13 protein-coding genes are annotated in these 17286 nt (G+C 33.8%); 3 read left to right on the top strand and 10 right to left on the bottom strand.

Annotated features, from left to right (window positions below; genetic code table 11):
- Nucleotides 1-563 (top strand): T9SS type A sorting domain-containing protein (locus tag PMI10_RS08515; protein ID WP_007806712.1); only part of this gene is annotated, 563 nt, incomplete at its 5' end.
- A gap of 405 nt (nucleotides 564-968) precedes the next feature.
- Here PMI10_RS08515 and PMI10_RS08510 read toward each other — a convergent pair.
- The 10 genes from PMI10_RS08510 to PMI10_RS08465 all read right to left on the bottom strand — a co-directional run bounded on the left by PMI10_RS08510 (nucleotide 969) and on the right by PMI10_RS08465 (nucleotide 15034).
- A complete protein-coding gene (locus PMI10_RS08510; protein ID WP_050992438.1) occupies nucleotides 969-2051 on the bottom strand; it encodes a serine hydrolase domain-containing protein in 1083 nt (360 codons plus the stop codon).
- 157 nt (nucleotides 2052-2208) lie between these two features.
- On the bottom strand, nucleotides 2209-2544 hold the full coding sequence (locus tag PMI10_RS08505; RefSeq protein WP_007806708.1) for a nuclear transport factor 2 family protein: 336 nt from the start codon (nucleotides 2542-2544) through the stop codon (nucleotides 2209-2211).
- A 235-nt stretch (nucleotides 2545-2779) separates the two neighbouring features.
- Nucleotides 2780-3955 (bottom strand): aminotransferase class V-fold PLP-dependent enzyme, encoded by a 1176-nt coding sequence (locus PMI10_RS08500; RefSeq protein WP_035631592.1) that lies wholly within the window; start codon nucleotides 3953-3955, stop codon nucleotides 2780-2782.
- Between the two features lie 492 nt (nucleotides 3956-4447).
- Nucleotides 4448-5260, bottom strand: a complete 813-nt coding sequence (locus PMI10_RS08495; RefSeq protein WP_007806704.1) for a hypothetical protein — start codon at nucleotides 5258-5260, stop codon at nucleotides 4448-4450.
- 149 nt (nucleotides 5261-5409) lie between these two features.
- A complete protein-coding gene (locus PMI10_RS08490) occupies nucleotides 5410-6144 on the bottom strand; it encodes a DUF4145 domain-containing protein (RefSeq protein ID WP_007806703.1) in 735 nt (244 codons plus the stop codon).
- 341 nt (nucleotides 6145-6485) lie between these two features.
- Nucleotides 6486-7040, bottom strand: coding sequence for an REP-associated tyrosine transposase (locus tag PMI10_RS08485; protein WP_007806701.1), 555 nt, complete (start codon nucleotides 7038-7040; stop codon nucleotides 6486-6488).
- A gap of 398 nt (nucleotides 7041-7438) precedes the next feature.
- Entirely contained in the window at nucleotides 7439-8743 is a 1305-nt protein-coding gene (locus PMI10_RS08480) for an AbiH family protein (protein WP_007806700.1), read from the bottom strand.
- A gap of 344 nt (nucleotides 8744-9087) precedes the next feature.
- The gene (locus PMI10_RS08475; RefSeq protein WP_007806696.1) at nucleotides 9088-10176 is read right to left on the bottom strand and encodes an efflux RND transporter periplasmic adaptor subunit; all 1089 of its coding nucleotides are present in this window, start codon (nucleotides 10174-10176) and stop codon (nucleotides 9088-9090) included.
- Nucleotides 10166-13450 (bottom strand): efflux RND transporter permease subunit, encoded by a 3285-nt coding sequence (locus PMI10_RS08470; RefSeq protein WP_007806694.1) that lies wholly within the window; start codon nucleotides 13448-13450, stop codon nucleotides 10166-10168. Before PMI10_RS08470 ends, PMI10_RS08475 begins: the two co-directional genes overlap by 11 nt.
- A 12-nt stretch (nucleotides 13451-13462) precedes the next feature.
- Nucleotides 13463-15034, bottom strand: a complete 1572-nt coding sequence (locus PMI10_RS08465) for a TolC family protein (protein ID WP_007806689.1) — start codon at nucleotides 15032-15034, stop codon at nucleotides 13463-13465.
- Nucleotides 15035-15387: 353 nt separating this feature from the next.
- On the opposite strand from PMI10_RS08465, the gene PMI10_RS08460 reads away from it, so the two are divergent.
- Together PMI10_RS08460 and PMI10_RS08455 are read left to right on the top strand one after the other, a co-directional pair.
- Nucleotides 15388-16428: a sensor histidine kinase gene (locus PMI10_RS08460; RefSeq protein WP_007806687.1), complete on the top strand. Its 1041-nt coding sequence runs from the start codon at nucleotides 15388-15390 to the stop codon at nucleotides 16426-16428.
- On the top strand, nucleotides 16425-17132 hold the full coding sequence (locus tag PMI10_RS08455; protein WP_007806685.1) for a LytR/AlgR family response regulator transcription factor: 708 nt from the start codon (nucleotides 16425-16427) through the stop codon (nucleotides 17130-17132). The genes PMI10_RS08460 and PMI10_RS08455 overlap by 4 nt, the downstream gene beginning before the upstream one ends.
- Nucleotides 17133-17286 lie beyond the last annotated feature (154 nt).

Genomic DNA, 17286 nt, shown 5'->3' with positions numbered 1-17286 from the left:
ATCCATCAGCTTCTGGAACAAGAACGGCGATAGTTACCTTTACTACGAATGATTGCGATGAAGCCACCTACGATTTTGCTATTCAGGGAACAGGAACTTTAGTAGACGATACTGTTTCATCGAATTTAGGAATTTTAACAGCCAATCAAACAGGAGCTACTTACCAATGGTTTCAATGTCCTAGTACACTACTCGTTGGTGAAACGAATCAATCTTATACACCTACCATTGTTGGGGATTATAAAGTAGAAATTACTTTTGGAGGTTGTACCATCACTTCACCTTGTATCACCTTAAGTACAACATTGGTAACCAATGATTTTGAAGTAAGTTCAGGATTGAAAATTTATCCTAACCCAGCTGAAAATAATGCTACTATCGAATTAAATGATTTTGATAATGTTAGTTTGCAAGTATTTGATATTACTGGAAAAATGCTGTTCAATCAATCCTTAAATAGTGCAATAAATACTGTCAATATTGAAGAACTTCAAGCTGGAACCTATTTGTTTAAAATATCTTCTGCTAAAGGAATAGCAACAAGTAGAGTCATTAAAAGATAAATTTCATTTATTGAATTCCATACAGGTCGTGAGAAATCACGGCCTTTTCTTTTATCTTTGATGTACAGATGCTAAATTTTATGAACTACTCGCTCTTCGAAGTGTTCTTCTCAGCGCTGCAAATACCTCTGACTTTGCTCTGATAGCGCAGAATTGCATTCTGTGCCCGCAAAGTAAATAAACAATTGTCTTCTGAAAATATCAAAACAAATCTAACAATACAACCTCTAAGTCATTTTCTAAACCTGCATAATTTCGTGCTGAACTAAAATAATAATCTTCAGTTAAAGCCGCAATTTTGTCTTTCACAGGTGCGCTATCATTGTGTAGATCTGCGCGGTCGGGTTATGAGGTTTTTACTTCTTAAGCTATATTTCATTATTTTAACGGCTTCGGCGATAGTTATTATTTTACAAGTGTACTATTCATAATAATTTGTCTTATGCTTTTTTCAAAATGGTAAACAATATTAACATCCCTATTATAAATATTTTCCAAAATAATCACGTCCAAATCCTTTTTTGGTAAATAAAATTTGAGACTTACAAATCCTATCCCTCTTCCGGCATGACCAATATATTTATATGGCTTATCTTCGTTTATATTAACACCATAACCGTAATTTGATTTTGTTTCACTAAAGGTAAAATCAGAATCCACAATTGTTGAATTTACCATGGCTTCATAAGATTTTGTTTTTAATATTTTACCCGTGTGAAGTTTTGTATCCCAGATATTTAAATCAATTGCATTAGAGATAATGCCTCCGGCAGGAATAAAGTTTGACCAGGATTCCTCTGTAAAATTCATTTTTTTAAAATCAACTACCTCAATTGAATCTTTGGTCTGCCAATATGCATTAATAAGATTGGGATTGGTTTTATTTATTTCATAGCAATAGGTATTTTTCATTCCTAAGTCTTTAAATAGACTATTGGCTACTTCAGTAAATTTTTTACCTGTTATTTTCTCAATCAGTCGCCCTAATAATCCATAGGCAGGATTACTATAATGGAAGTCTGTTCCAGATTTAAAACGTAATGGTTTTTCTAAGGATACTATTCCAGAAGACATATTTAGTAATTGATGAACAGTTACTGTATCTGCCCATGTTTGCTGCAAATCAGGTAAGTATTTTCTAATTGGTCTTTGTAGGTCTATTTTTCCTTTCTCAGCCTCTTTTAAAATTAGAACTGCTGTAATTTGTTTACTATTGGACTGAATCCTGAAATTGTCTTTTAGTGTCAATGGTGTTTTCTTTTCAATATCAGAATAGCCAAAAGCCTTTGAGTACTTTATCTTCCCTTTTTGTGTTATTAACACAACACCATTAAAATTTCTTGGATTTGTAAGTTGAATTAAACTGTCAATTTTGGCAGTATAATTTTCTTTTTGTTGTGCATATAAATTATAACTAACAAAAAATACTGAGAAAACAAATGGTAAAAATTTAAAATATCGTTTCATAAAAATTATCGTTACTGTCATTTTTTATACTGTAGTTGATTCTTGTGATAATTACCGCCCGCTCTTCGAAGTGTTCTTCTCAGCGCTGCGCAAATGTCTCCTTTGCGCCAATATCTAAATTCTTAATTTCGGCACTATTAGTAAGACTATAACTAATGATAGATGTATATTGCTATTTTCAAAATTTATAAATCCTTTCTATTTTGTTTTCTATAATTTCAAACATGATTAATTGGTCAAGTCCTTCTTTTTGACCATACCTTCCATAAATGACTTCATGCAAAATTATTATATTGCCATAATTGATTCTATTGATAATTTCCGCCTTAAGGTTTGGTGAGTTGTCAAATAAGTCTTTATACATTTTTTTACATGCATCTTTCCCATCAACTAAAACAAATTTATCATGAAATTGTATAATTTGAAAATTTTCACTAAAAAGTTCCATATTACCTTTTAAATCTCTCTTATTATAAGCCTCAATTTGTGTAGTTACAATTTCAGAAGGGGACATAGTGTTTAGTTTTAGTATTTGTTATTAAAATAATTTTTGGCTATGCAATGAAGCCAATTAGATTATAAGTCACAACTTGCAAGTAAATGGAAGCAGAGAGTTCTAAATAATTATGTAATTCTATTTTTTTGTTGATACCAATAGTTCCCTAACATCTACATCAAGCACTCCGTTCAACAGGAGTTTCATTGTTGGCTTTTCAAGCCCAACGAAACTCTAGCTGTTAGCAGAAGTTTTATTTTATTTTAGTTAATATCTCTACTATTTTATATATTTCTTCCTTTGTATTAAAATAGTGGGGGGATAATCTAACAGCAGAGTTAATCTTTTTGTTTGTAAAATCGATTAAAGCATATTCTTTTTTACTTATGGAAAAAGACACCGAATTTTCATTTAGCAAATTTGTAATTTCAGAAGTATCTCCATTAGTTTTACAAAATGTAATGATGCTGCCTAATCTATTACCTTTGTCTAAAACTTTTAATTTGGGGTTTTCCGAAAGCTGTACTCTGAGAGTATTTGAAAGTTGCGAATTATACTTTTCTATATCTTTTAGTCCTATTAAGTTTGCATAACGTATAGCTTCAGCCAAGCCAACTAAAGAACTATAAGACATTTCCCAATGCTCAAATCTCTTAGCATCTTTTGAGACTTCAAAATCATCAAAATTTGTCCAAAGAGCTCCTCTAAGGTCTACAAAAAGTGGTGTAAGCTTACTATCTAAAACTTTAGTGGAAACGTATAGGAACCCAGTTCCTCTAGGACCACGCAGAAATTTTCTGCCTGTAGCTGTCAAAAAATCACACCCTATTTTTTGAACATCAATACTAATTTGTCCTACAGATTGACAGGCATCAACAAGATACAAAATATCATACATCTTACATATTTTGCCAACACCTTCAATGTTTTGAATCAAACCAGAACTTGTGGGAATATGTGTTACAGCTACTAATTTAGGTTTGTGTTTCTTAATGAGAGTCTCCAAGTCTTCTAAATCAATTTCATTGTCTGAAAGATTTTTAATTCTTACTACTTTTAAATTGAGTCTTTTTTGTAAAGAAATAAAGGCTATATGGTTTGATACATAATCGTCTGTGGTTGTGAGTATGATGTCTCCTTCATTAAATATTATACTAGATAATGCTTTTGCATAGGCATCAGTTGCGTTGTAAGCAAAAGCAATATTGGAAGTGTGACAATTTAAAAGCTTGGCAACCTCTTCATAAAATTCATTAATTTGCCTATGATTTTTATCCGCAGTGTCGTAGCCTCCTAATTGCTCTTCTTGGTTGATGTAGTTGACCATCTTTTCTACAACTATTTTCGGCATCAATGATGATCCTGCACTATTGAGAAATATTTTATTAGTACATCCTATTGTATCTTTTCTTACTTTATTAATATCCATACATTTATTTAAAATTACTGCCAACGTACCCCCTCTGGTGCTCGTTTGCAACGAGTACCTACTTACTTTTTAACCGCGAATAAAGCGTTTGCAACGCGGCTTTATACAGATATAGATCTTAAAAAGTTTTTAACCGTACTATCTACAAATTTATATTTCTGAGACATTCTTTTCTTCAAATATATAATTTGGAAGACAATTACAAAATAAAAAACAGAAGTATTTGTTTTTAAGAAATACTTCCGTTTTTATTGAACCGCGTTGTAAACGCTACGATTTATTTTTTAATTTACGTAGGTACTCTTTGCAAACGAGTACCAGATATCATGGCAAACGAGGATTGTCAGTAGTAAATTCAGCAAGAGGTCGTAAATGATAAAAACACAATTTATTTTTTCCTTCTTTTATTATTTATATTCCTGCCATTCTTTGTGTTCACGAGCGGGACGCTCGCGCCAGCAGAAGGTCATTCTTTGTATGCTAGCGTATTTACTACTTATTTTGAAAAAAAGCTTTCATTTCATCGTTTCTCAAACTACTTGGAACACCAAATGTAGGCGTTTCTTTATTTATTTCGTATGAGTACAATCTATCTAAATTAAATTTTTTATTATCAAACTTATAATATGTTCCTTTCATTCTAAATACAATAGAATGATAATTTGGCTTAGGGAAATCTATATCATAAGATATGGTTTTGTCTTTGCTTAGCGTTAGGTTTGGTGCTAACATATTGAAGTCTTTTACGAGCATTTTAAGTTTGCCTTTCAAATCTAAAATTGCAATATCCATTTTAAAGTTTACTTTATAACTTGTTGCATCATTTGAAGTAAAAAATATTTTAATTTTTAGCGTGTCAGCAGTCCGTTTTATAGTTTCAATTTTATACATAGCAAATTCAGGATCTTCACTATTATAGATTTTTGTCACAACATTAGTAGAATCTTTGACAAGCTTTTCTATTCGCGTTTGTGCAGAGTCAACTTTCAAGCCATATTTGGCTAAAATCTCAATAGTAGTTTTATTGCTAGAATCTATTTTTGTTGTATAAGAATCATTTGCTTTTTTTAATTCAATTTTTAATTCTCTTTCAAATTTTAGTCTTGATGTATTTTCGTCATTTTCAACTTTTGAATAAAGCCAAACTGTCGCAATTAGTGTAATAATACAACATAAGACTAATAATTTACCTTTTCCAGTTAAATGAGGAAATCTTAAATTCTCATCTGACATTTTTCCTTTTAAAGGAAGTATCACAATCAGGAATTGCATTGCTGCAATAATTATTGTTAGAAATAATTTCATATCATGGATTATTTAAGCATTTCCGCTAACGTTCGGGGTACTACAGCGGGTTTTGGGCCATTATTTGGATTTGCCAAATCTCCCAAATACAAAACCAACTTTCCATTAAGCCAATTGCCCAAATCCGTTGTAGCTGTTGGTAGAAGTATTTATTTTTTTTTCAACATTCTTTTATGTTTTAATTCAAGTGCTTTTTGAGGGATTTCATATAGTGTGTCAAATACATTTTCAATTATTTCAATTGCAAGTGATAATTCATCTTTTGATGGTGCAGATAATTCGTGAATTGAAGTATTACCTAGAAATCTGTGTTCATGTAAAATTTCTGCATTTTGTTCGGTAAGTTTTCCTTTTTCAAACAAACCATTTATTTTTCCTTGTAAATCTTTACTTCTTTTTATTTCAATTGTACCATCAGGTTTAGTTTTTTTTACTTCACCATCTAGAATTCCACTTTCTTTACAAATTCCTTCAACCAAAGCTCTTGTTCCTGCACCACACAAAGTTAAACATTCAGCATTATAACAATCAATAGTTTCTCTGTAAATTCTTCTCAAATTATGCGGAACATTATAATAATTCTTTATATGCCAAGTGTCTTTGTTTCTTTGAGGAAAAATATGCTCAACAATATATGGTCCTTCTTCATAATCCATATCTTCTGAATTAGAATGCTCTGACCTAAATGAAATTGTTTCACAACCTAAACATTGTATTATTTCGTAGTCATTTTGCCAATAATAATTATAGCCTTCTTCAGGCATAAAAGCTTCTCCTTCTTCGTTAGCAGAATTTAAAACTTTATGTTTCGTTGTATTTTTACAAGTTTGGCAAATAACTTTTAAGTTTTTATCTTTTGTTTTGTCTACAATATATTTAATCATATTTTAAAATTTATTTCAACTGTTTTACCTAAAATTTTTCTTTATTAAATATAGTTTTCAAAAACTCTAAAGCTATATTTTTTATACAGATGTCTTCGGACATATTTTTTGTTTAGATTTTCGTTTTTTTTGGTAATATTTCTGCCAACTTGTATATACTCGCTACAAAGTAGCGACAATCTACTCCGCTCTTCGAAGTGTTCTTCTCGGCGCTGCGCAAATGTCTCTGACTTTGCGCCATTTTAAAATTTATTAAGAACGAAAACTTGTCAAAAGTCTCCGACTTTTAAACTAAAATTAATATAGATTATATTTTGTAAATGATTTTGAATTTAAAACATCTACGACAGGATTATCTGCTTTTTCAACATTAATAATCCCGAATTATCAACATAATTGCTTGCACTTGAATAAATATAATCTGATGCCTTTGCTACAAGACCTGACCTAACCGGATTTAAATGTATATAATCTAATTTAGACCACATAAAATCGTTTGAATAAATTTCTTCTGCATGATTTCCGTATTGCCAAAATTGATATTTTTTGTTTCTACTATGACTTTGTGCGGCCAACATAAAGCGTTCAAGCATCCATTCTCTTCTGCTTTCGGGACAGTTTTGTGTTTTTTCTAAAATAGATTTTGCTGTAAATTTTTTAAAATCTCTAATCAAATCGGATAGTTTTCCTTCTTCTGATTGTATAATCAAGTGAATATGATTACTCATAATTACATAACCATACAAAATCATTCCTTTGTTTTTGATACAATAATCTAAACTTTCAATCACTATGTCTCTATAAGTTTGCCTTGTGAAAACATCAATCCAGTCTACTACTGTAGCAGTTATAAAATGCGGTAAAGTTTGGTCACGAATTACGTATCCTTCTTTCATTTTAAGTTTTTTTATAAATATAACATATTTGTGTTTATTGCCATTTAAAACATTTTGTAAAAAGTCGGGAGACTTTTAAGAGATTTAGAATTTATAAGAACATTAAAAAAATTGCGCAAAGTCAGAGACATTTGCGCAGCTTTTCATGAGAACACTTCGTAGAGCAGGGGACAACGTAATTTTATCTCCAGCCAAATCTGTTATTAATTCTTTTATCATGTTTATTAATTTCTGAAGATTCGGTTTTATAATTGTAGCTATAACGTCCCGCCGGCTTGGCGAGGTTTGGGACTAAAGTAAGATATATTTTCGTTTTAAGACTAATTTTCCAAATACAAAACCAACTTTAAATTAAGCTAAAAACCCAAATCTTGCCAAACCGCTGTTAGCTGCTGGCATTATGATAATGATTCACAATATTCTTTATTCACAACCTTATCTCTCATGCTTGTTTTGCTATTGAAGTTTCGGGAAATATTTCTAACGATGTCACTGTAATTATCTGTTTCGGAATCTTTGCTGTGATAAAATGGTTTTATTGATGAACAATTTTTATGCTCGAAAAGAGTATTTAACAATGTTCTATCAGAAATGCCGCACGAATGTCCAAAAATAAAAATTTGATAGTCTCCACTATTTAGAAATTCTAACAATTGTTTGTAATTGTCGGCTTCTAAATATTTGATTGACTTAATGTTTTCAAGATAAACATTATCATTTAAATTCTCAATTGATTTGTAGTCTTCATCAATTTCATCTCCAAAGCCAAATATAACATCATTACGATCATATTTATCCGTAGTTCCGTGAATATGAATATAACGTTTTTTTAAATTTTGCGTTGAATTAAATGAATCAAACTGAGCATGGTTAGAATATATTTTTTCGGTAAAAGTGTAATTAAAGTTCAGAAATAACATTTCTTCAGGCATTAACTCAAAATAGTTTATGGCACTATCTGAAATAAGTAATTTTCTGATTTCTTTTAATGTTCCTTCGATGCCAATTCTTGAAATTATTTTTTGATTGTATTCGCTCAGTTCAGATATTGTGATTTGATCACCTTCTAATCCCTTTATATCTTCTTGTATTTTTTGAAATTCAATTTCTGCTTTTTTGTTGATTGAAGTTTCAGTAAAATCTTTTAATTTAAACGGAGAATAGATTTTATTTCCAATATTGCTTTTCAATCTTGCATCAGATACATTGTTACCAAAATTAGCGACGAATTTGTCTTCAACATCTTTTAAATATAATTCAAGTAACTTTTGAATTTGCCTTAAATCGTTATTTAATTCAGTTATTTTATAAGAGCAGTTTTCATTTCTAAAGGATTTTTTGAGTAAACCATAGTATTCATTTTCAATGTCTACCCAGTTTTTTTCTTTATACTTTTTCGAAAGAATTTCTAAAAACTTATTTTTAAAAATTAATTCAAGATTTTGAGTTTCCAAAGCATTTATCAAATCTTCAAACGTATTTCCACTAACCCAATTTCCTCCCTGCCAAGGACCACCATGCACGTTGTCAATTTTAACTTCATCAGTTTCAAATACTTTTGTACGAGTTGTAATATTACATGCAACTTCATTTTGCAATCGGGAAATCATTTTCTCCCAATAGTCACTTATAAAATGATTATAACTGGTTTTAATTCCATGTGCTAAATCAAATCCATTTCCAATAAGTATAATTCTATTCATTTGATTGTTTCTACGATTTTCGAAGCTTGCAGCTAACTTGTATATACTCGCTACAAAGTAGCGACAATCTACCTAAATTAGGGTGTATATACGAAAGTTTGTATAGTATTATTATTTTTCAAAAATATCAATTTAACAATACAAACAACCACGTACTTATACCTGTTTATTCCTTATAAAACCTAAATCACTAGCCCTGATAGAAGCGGTATCCTTTTTCTGGCTGCTGCCAGCCAGGAAAAGATACAAGTGTATAGCAGGAACCAGCTCCATAAAAAAAAATGCTGCAAAACCTAAGTCTTACAGCACTTTTAAACAAACCAATAATTAAAAAGTTGAAAGGTTTATTCCTTTATATCATCACCTTCCTTAATTTCTTCACTGGCAATTTTTATCAGTTTATCTTTCGAATGTAAATCGCCAAATATTTCAACTTTATCATCGATTTCCCTTCCTCTTTTTACGTCGACTCTGGCTGCTTTATGATTTACTACTTTGATAATAAAAGTTCCCTCGGCAGAACTCACCAATGCCGATTTTGGAATTACAAATGTGCTGTCTTTCGCATTAAGCGGCAATAAAACTTCGGCTACCATTCCGGGTAATAAATCTCCTTTTGTGTTGTGTACGTCCATTTCTACACGCTCCGAGCGTAGTTTCAAATCCAACGCTCCGGACATTCTCTGAATCGTAGCTTTAAAAGTATCCGGCAATGATTTTACATTAAAACTCATTTCGTCACCATTGTGTAAATATCCCGTATACAATTCCGGAATAGAAACCGCCAAACGCAGTTTATTTTGCTGTTGAATAGTCAACAATGGCAAGTCAGAACCTTTTCCGGCAGGGCCAACAAAGGTTCCTAAATTCACATTTCTGGCAGCAACAATTCCGTCAAAAGGAGCGCGGATTTCAAGATAACCTCTCATGATTTTCACTTCTTTATGAGCAGCTACAGCAGCCTGATATTGTGCATAATCCGAGTTTTTCTTTCCGCTTGCCATTTCCAGATCGTTTTTAGAAATCGTTCCTTCGACTTTGCTTGTTTCGTATAAACGGTTGTAAGTGCTTTTGCTGGTGGCGTAAATAGCTTCCATCGATTTTAGTCGTGATTCGGCTGCTGCCAGTTGCGAGCTGATTTCCGGAGCTTCCAAAACAATCAAAAGCTGTCCTTTGGTCACTTTCGAACCAATATCTACTTTTAAGGTTTTCACGAAACTGCTTACTTTAGCATATAAATCTACTTGCTGAAAACCGGTTAACTCGGCAGGTAAACGCAATTCGGTTGTCAGTTTTTCTTTTTGCAAAAGAAACGTTTCTGTTTTAGGTTCAAGTTCAGTCGTAACAGTTTCTTCTTTCTTTGAATTACAACTAGTTAGAAGAAATACAGCTACAAAGAATAGCGTGGTCGATTGTATAATTTTATTTTTCATTGTTCGATTTTAATGATGAGATATAATGGATGCTTTCTTCGTCTTCAGGATCTAAAGAAACAGATTGTGTTGTGGTATGTTCCTGCGCCCAGGCAAAAATTAACGGCAAGATCAATAATACGGCAAAGGTCGAAAATAATAACCCGCCAATAACGGCTCTTCCTAACGGTGAAACCTGATCGCCACCTTCGCCATGACCAATCGCCATGGGTAACATTCCTGCAATCATCGCCACAGAGGTCATAATAATTGGACGAAGCCTTAAAGCCGCAGCTTCACGTGCCGATTCCAGTGCATTACCATTTCGTTTTCGCAATTGTTCAGCATTGGTAACCAATAAAACGGCATTGGCAATCGAAACCCCAACCGACATGATGATTCCCATATACGATTGTAAATTTAGCGTAGAACCGGTAATAGTCAGCATTAATAATGCTCCTAAAACTACTGCAGGAACAGTCGTTAAAATCACCAGTGAAACCTTGAACGACTGAAAATTAGCGGCTAACATTAAGAAGATTACAAAGATGGCAACCAATAATCCGATTTGTAAACTGCTTAATGTTTCTTCCAATACTTTACTCATACCAATTGGATTAATGAATAAACCACGTGGTAATTCGCCCAATGATTTTATGGTTTTAGCCACATCTTTAGTCGCCGTCCCCAAATCGGTTTGATGAATGTTTGCCGTAACGGTAATGTAGGGCATAGCCCCTAAATTGTCATTTTCGCCGCTTACAAATCCGGGTGTAATTTTTGCCACGTCACTCAAAACAGGACGAAGTGAGTTTTTCAATACCGGAATTTCTCCCATATCCGTTTTGCTTTTCATTTTATTCAAAGGAACCTGTACCTGAACATTCACCGATAAACCTGATTTTTCATCAATCCAGGTATTTTTCTCTGTATATCTCGATGATGAGGTAGAGGCAATCAGCGAACGCGAAATATCGTTCATATCCACGCCCAATTCGGCAGCGCGGGTTCTGTCTATGTCAATATTCATCGCAGGATAATGAATCGGCTGTCCAATTTGCACATCTCTGAAATACGCTATTTTCTTTAGTTTATCTACAATTTGACTGGCGTAGGCTTCATTTCGTTTTTTGTCTTTTCCGGCAATTCGAATTTCAATTGGAGTAGGGGAACCCTGACTCAATACCTTATCCGTCAATTCAATTGGTTCAAAAGTGACTTTTACATCAGGAAGGATTTTTTTAATTCTCGCCCTGAAGTCATCTTTAAAATCATCCATATCAACGTGATAGTCCTTTAGACTTACCTGAAAAACTGCTTCATGTGAACCCGCCATAAACAAATAAATCGGGTTAATGGAGAATAATGACGGGTGCTGACCAACATAAACAGATGATATTCCGATATGTTCGTTCCCCACCATTTTCTTCAATTCTTTCAGCACTAAAATGGCTTTTTCTTCGGTGCGTTCCAAACGGGTTCCGTCGGGAGCGCGCATCCTTAATTGAAACTGACTTGAATTTACTTTCGGAAAAACGTCTTTTCCAATAAAAGAAATAAATACTACGGCAAGGGTTGTAATTACGATTAAATACGTTAAAGCAGCTGCTTTTTTGTATGGGAAAAGGCGATCCAAAGTTTTCATAAACCGGATTCTGAATTTTTCAAAACGGCTTATTTTTTTATCATTATCAAAATCTTCTCTTTCAACGACTGCTTTTTTCTGGCTGATTAAATCTTTTTCAGATTCAGGCGTTAATCCGCACGCATTAAATTCGGCTTCGTCATCAGTAATATTAGGTGCATGTTCGTGTTTTGGATGGTCTTTCATCAGCCAATTCGCCATTACAGGTACAAAAGTCTGTGATAATAAAAACGAAATCACCATCGAGAATCCAATCGCTAATGCTAATGGCAAAAACAACGCTCCTGGGATTCCGACCATAGTAAATGCGGGTGCAAAAACTGCCAGAATACAAAGCAGAATCAATAATTTAGGCAATGCAATTTCCTGGCAGGCATCCCAAATAGCGAGTGCCTTGGGTTTTCCCATAGCGAGATGCTGATGGATATTTTCGATGGTTACCGTACTTTCATCCACCAAAATTCCGATTGCCAAAGCCAGTCCGCTCAACGACATTAAGTTGATAGTTTGCCCGAATAATTTCAGAAATAAAACTCCTGAGATAATCGAAATCGGAATCGTCAGAATTACGATTAAGGCTGCACGTCTGTCTCCAAGGAAAAGTAAAACCATTAAACCCGTTAAAACTGCTCCGATAATTCCCTCGGTAATTAAACTCTTAACCGAATTGATTACATAAACCGACTGGTCAAACTCATATGATAATTTTACATCTTCAGGCAATGTGCTTTGAATTTTTGGCAATTCAGCTTTTAACCTCTGAACCACATCCCAGGTCGAAGCGTCTCCTGCTTTTGCAATACTGATATAAACGGAACGTTTCCCGTTAACCAAAGCATATCCGTTGGTTACGTCGGCACCGTCTTTTACCGTGGCAACGTCACCTAATTTTAGGTTTTGAACCCCGCCTTTAAACAACGGAATCTGCTCAAAATCCTTAATTTCCTTAATGGTATTATTGGTTGGCGAAATGTAATTTATATCGCCAATTCTCACGTTTCCGGATGGAGCCGTTTGGTTGTTTACCCGAATCGCTTCCACAATTTGGTCAGGCGTCATATTATGCGAACGCAATAAATCCGGATCTACGTTAACCTCTACTGTTCTTGGGCTTCCGCCAAAGGGTGCCGGCGATAACAAACCGGGAATCGAAGTAAACGAAGCACGTACATAAACGTTGGCTAAATCCTGTAACTCATTGTTAGAGCGTATTTTACTGCTCAAAACCAATTGCCCGATTGGCAAAGACGAAGCATCAAAACGAATGATAAACGGAGGCTGTGTTCCCGGAGGAAATGCCGCCTGAATCCTGTTGGACAACGAACTCAATTCGGCAGCAGCCTGCGCCATATTCGTGTTTTCATAATAGGTTAACTTCATAATCATTAACCCCTGAATATTCTTGGTTTCTACCGATTTTACCCCATTGGCAAACGGTAAAATGTTAACATAATTCTTGGCAAAATAAGCTTCCATCTGGTCTGGCGTATACCCTCCAAATGGATGCGCAATATAAATTACCGGCAAGTTCATTTTCGGAAGAATATCTACCTTAATGTCCTGGATGGCACCAATTCCGAAGAAAAATAAACCAGCCACCAATACCAATATAGAGATGGGTTTGCGGAGTGCAAAACGTATTAAATTCATTAGGATCTATAATTAAAATTCATTTATAAATAAGTCAAAATTGCCCGTTGCCGCCACTTTTAGCAAAAATGACTGCCATACATTATTATTGACGATATCACGGTCGATTTCGGCACGGTTTAAGGTGAAAATAGTTTGCGTTAAATCAGTAAGATCAGTTAAACCATTTTTATATAAAGTCGATTTTTGCAAATACGCCTGTTGTGCCGCTTTTACCTGAATTGGCGCTTCGGCATAATTATCAAGTGTGACTTTTATTTTGTCATCGGCCAATGCCAGCTGTGATTTTAATTCTCTGTCGGCCTGGTTATATTCTTCCTGCAAAGCCTGAGAAACATATTTTTGCGCACTGACTTGTTTGCTCATCCTGAACGGAGTAGTAAGATTCCAGCTGATTCCAATTCCGACCAAATAATTGCTGCGATCCGGATTTACACCATCCCAATAATTACGGCTAAATGAGTTTTGATCCGTTATATAATCCGGGTTAAAACCTGATGCACGTGTCTGCAAAACCCCAAAAGCACTCATTGTCGGATAATAAAAACGTTTGTATAATTTAGCCTGTTGATTGCTGTAATCAATTTTAGTTTTATAAAATTGAAGCAACGGATGCAAACTGTCAGAAGCTTTATCTGCTGTTATTATTGCTTTCGGAATTTGATTTACAAATAATGTGTCTGTAACAAAATCCTGCGGTGCAACGCCCATCAAATCGACCAGTCTGTTATTTTGTTCCTTGACGAAATTCTTAGCCAGATTCAGGGCTATTTTAGCTTTCGAAACCTCGGCTGTTGCCAATGTTGAATCGACACCTGCCAATAATCCGTTTTTTACTCTTGCCACAGCCGTTCTTTTAAAAACTTCTGCACGGCTTAGATTCTTTTGCTGTGAAATCAATAATCTCTGGCTGGCTAATAAATTAAGATAAGCGGCAGAAATTTTGATTTGCTGTTGGAATTTTTCCTGATCAAGGTCTTTTTCTTTAGCCTGAACATCTATTTTAGCCAAATTGATTTTTTCCTGCGTTTTTCCGAAAGTGAAAAAATCCCAGTTCATATTGACCAGATACAAAGCTCCAAAAGCAGAATTCCAGTTTTGATCAGCTAATGCAGGTCCGGAAGAAGCAGTTCCTAAACCGTTGAAGCCATATAAAGCGCCATTTTGCCCATTGATAGTTCCATAATCCTGTTGAGCAGATAAGTTTAGGTTAGGCAAATAATCTCGGCGTGATTGTTTAAGAGTCTCACGCGAAGCGCTGGTGTAGTTGTTTTTTGCTTTTATCGAACCGTAGTTTTCAAGACCTGTTTTTATGGCTTCTTTTAATGACAGGGTCTGTGAAAAGCCGGAACTGGCAAAAATCAGGAAGAATAATAAAGTAATTAGTAAGTTCTTTTTAAAAACGTCAGTTCGAGTGTTTTTTGTGGAGTGAAACGGAGCAAAAAATGTATCGAGAACCGTTTTTAGTTCTAATTTTTCTTGTTCCCAATATATTTTTCTATCGAAAAACACCCGAACTGACGAAAATTTAGAACTAAAAACTAATTGCATCCAACGAGTTAAAATAGTTTTTTTGAAATACATAATAATTTAGATGTGATATTGTTCACCAAAATTATTTCACTTGTGTGGATATAGCCCGTCTTAAATGATGTAATACACTAATAAATGACCAATTGAATTTGTCATTTATTGGGAATAATACTTAAAAATTTGTGGTTAATTTGTAAACTGTTTTAACCATAAGTGTAATTGATAGAAACTCTTATTTGATATAAAGTAAAAACATCTTACTTTAAAAAATCATTGTCAGGGTGAGTCCATTCGGCTTCGCTCAGGATAAACTTAGTCGAAGCCCTTTTCATTCAAGAAGCCTTCGACTCCGCTCAGGGTGACACCTTTTTTAATTACTCAAAAGATTATTTTTAGCATCAAAAATGAATAAAAAATTTGATAATATATTGGACAACAAATGGTGGCAAGAGGTTGCCGTTGTTGCCTTTTCACTTACGATTTACACATTAAAGAATGACTGGATGTTATTTAGTTCATTCACTTCTGTTTTAATGGGTGTTTTTTTCTACTTTATTCTCTACATGCATGCCCAGTTCAATCGTTTTTTTCTGCTTCCAATATTATTTAAGGGACAAAAACCACTGACCTATGTATTTCTGACGTTGTTTGGAGTATTCGTTTTTTCGATTGTTTTATACGAAATAACAAAGCTCGATATGTTCAGTAAATGTCATTTGTACCAAAATTCACATCAAAGGAGTTATACATACCAATTGGCAAGTGTTTTAGGAACTTTAGTGTGTATTTTAAGTCCGATAATTGTTTTTAAATTTTATCGGATTCACAGAAAACAAACCGATGAAACCTTACTGTTCAATCAAATGCAGTTGAATTCCTTAAAAGGACAGCTGAACCCTCATTTTTTATTCAATACCTTTAATACACTCTACGGAATCAGTTTGGAATTTCCGGACAGGACTCCTGATTTAATCATGAAAGTTTCGCAGTTAATGCGTTATCAGCTGGAAAGCAACAATAAACAAAGTGTATCCTTAGAAGATGAACTGGAGTTTATAAACAGTTATGTACAGCTCGAAAAAGAGCGTGTTGGCTATCGCTGCGATATTACGTACGATTGTAAAATCGATAACGAAAACGCCTATAAAGTTTCGCCGATGTTATTGATTGCATTTATTGAAAATGCTTTTAAACACGGAACCTGCGCTATCGAAAAATGTTTTGTACGAATTATTATTACCGTCGAAAATGGTTTGCTTCATCTGCATGTAGTAAATTCAATTCCGAAGAAAAATACAGATGTTGTTTCGACTAAAATTGGTTTGAAAAATACGATTGAACGTTTGAACCTGATTTACGGGAAAGACTATAAATTAGATATTCAGGATGATAAAAACACGTATATAGTTGATTTGAAATTACAACTGAAAAAGTTTGTAGAATGAGAGGAGAATCCAAAAAATGTATTATTGTTGATGATGAGCCGGCAGCGCATTATGTTTTGGCCAATTATATAAAACAAAACCCAAATCTGGAGCTTGTTTTTCAGGGCTACAACGGCATTGAAGCAATGGATTATCTTCGTGAAAACAGAGTCGACCTTATGTTTTTGGATATCAATATGCCCGAAATTTCAGGAATGGAGTTACTAAAGATTCTTCAGGTGCATCCTAAAACTATTTTAACAACCGCTTACTCTGAATTTGCCCTCGAAAGCTACGATTACGGAGTTATTGATTATCTTTTGAAACCAATCTATTTCCCCAGGTTTTTGAAAGCTATTGACCGCTTTTTTTTAACTGAAAATACAATAAATAAAGAAGACGAAATTATTGTCAATTCAGTAAGTGTAAAAATTGACGGTTACTTTGTTGATATAGAATTAGACCAGCTTTTGTATGCGCAGAGTTTTGGCAATTATGTGAAATTACACACCATAAAAAGAACGTATCTGGCATCGATTACCACAAGCGAACTGGAAAAATGCCTGCCTGAAAAAAACTTTATGCGAATTCATAAATCTTATATAGTAGCGCTGGATAAAATCGAAACTGCCGAGAAGGATTTTGTCATCATAAAAAAAGAAAAATTACCGATCGGAATTACTTACAGAAGAGAATTAACTGATCGACTGAAAAATAAAAATTAGAAATAAAGAGTGCTTACTAATTCAATTATTTCAAAAAAGAAGCCTGCCAGGATGAATGTTCTGCAGGCTTTTTGCTTTTTAATTTATAGAGTCTGTCATTCGGCTTCGCTCAGGATAAACTTAGTCGAAGGCTTTTTACATGTAAAGGGCTTCG

The organism is Flavobacterium sp. CF136, from assembly GCF_000282055.1.
Lineage (GTDB): Bacteria > Bacteroidota > Bacteroidia > Flavobacteriales > Flavobacteriaceae > Flavobacterium.
Note: the sequence above shows the minus strand (reverse complement) of the source record. Positions and strands in the feature narration are given on the sequence as shown.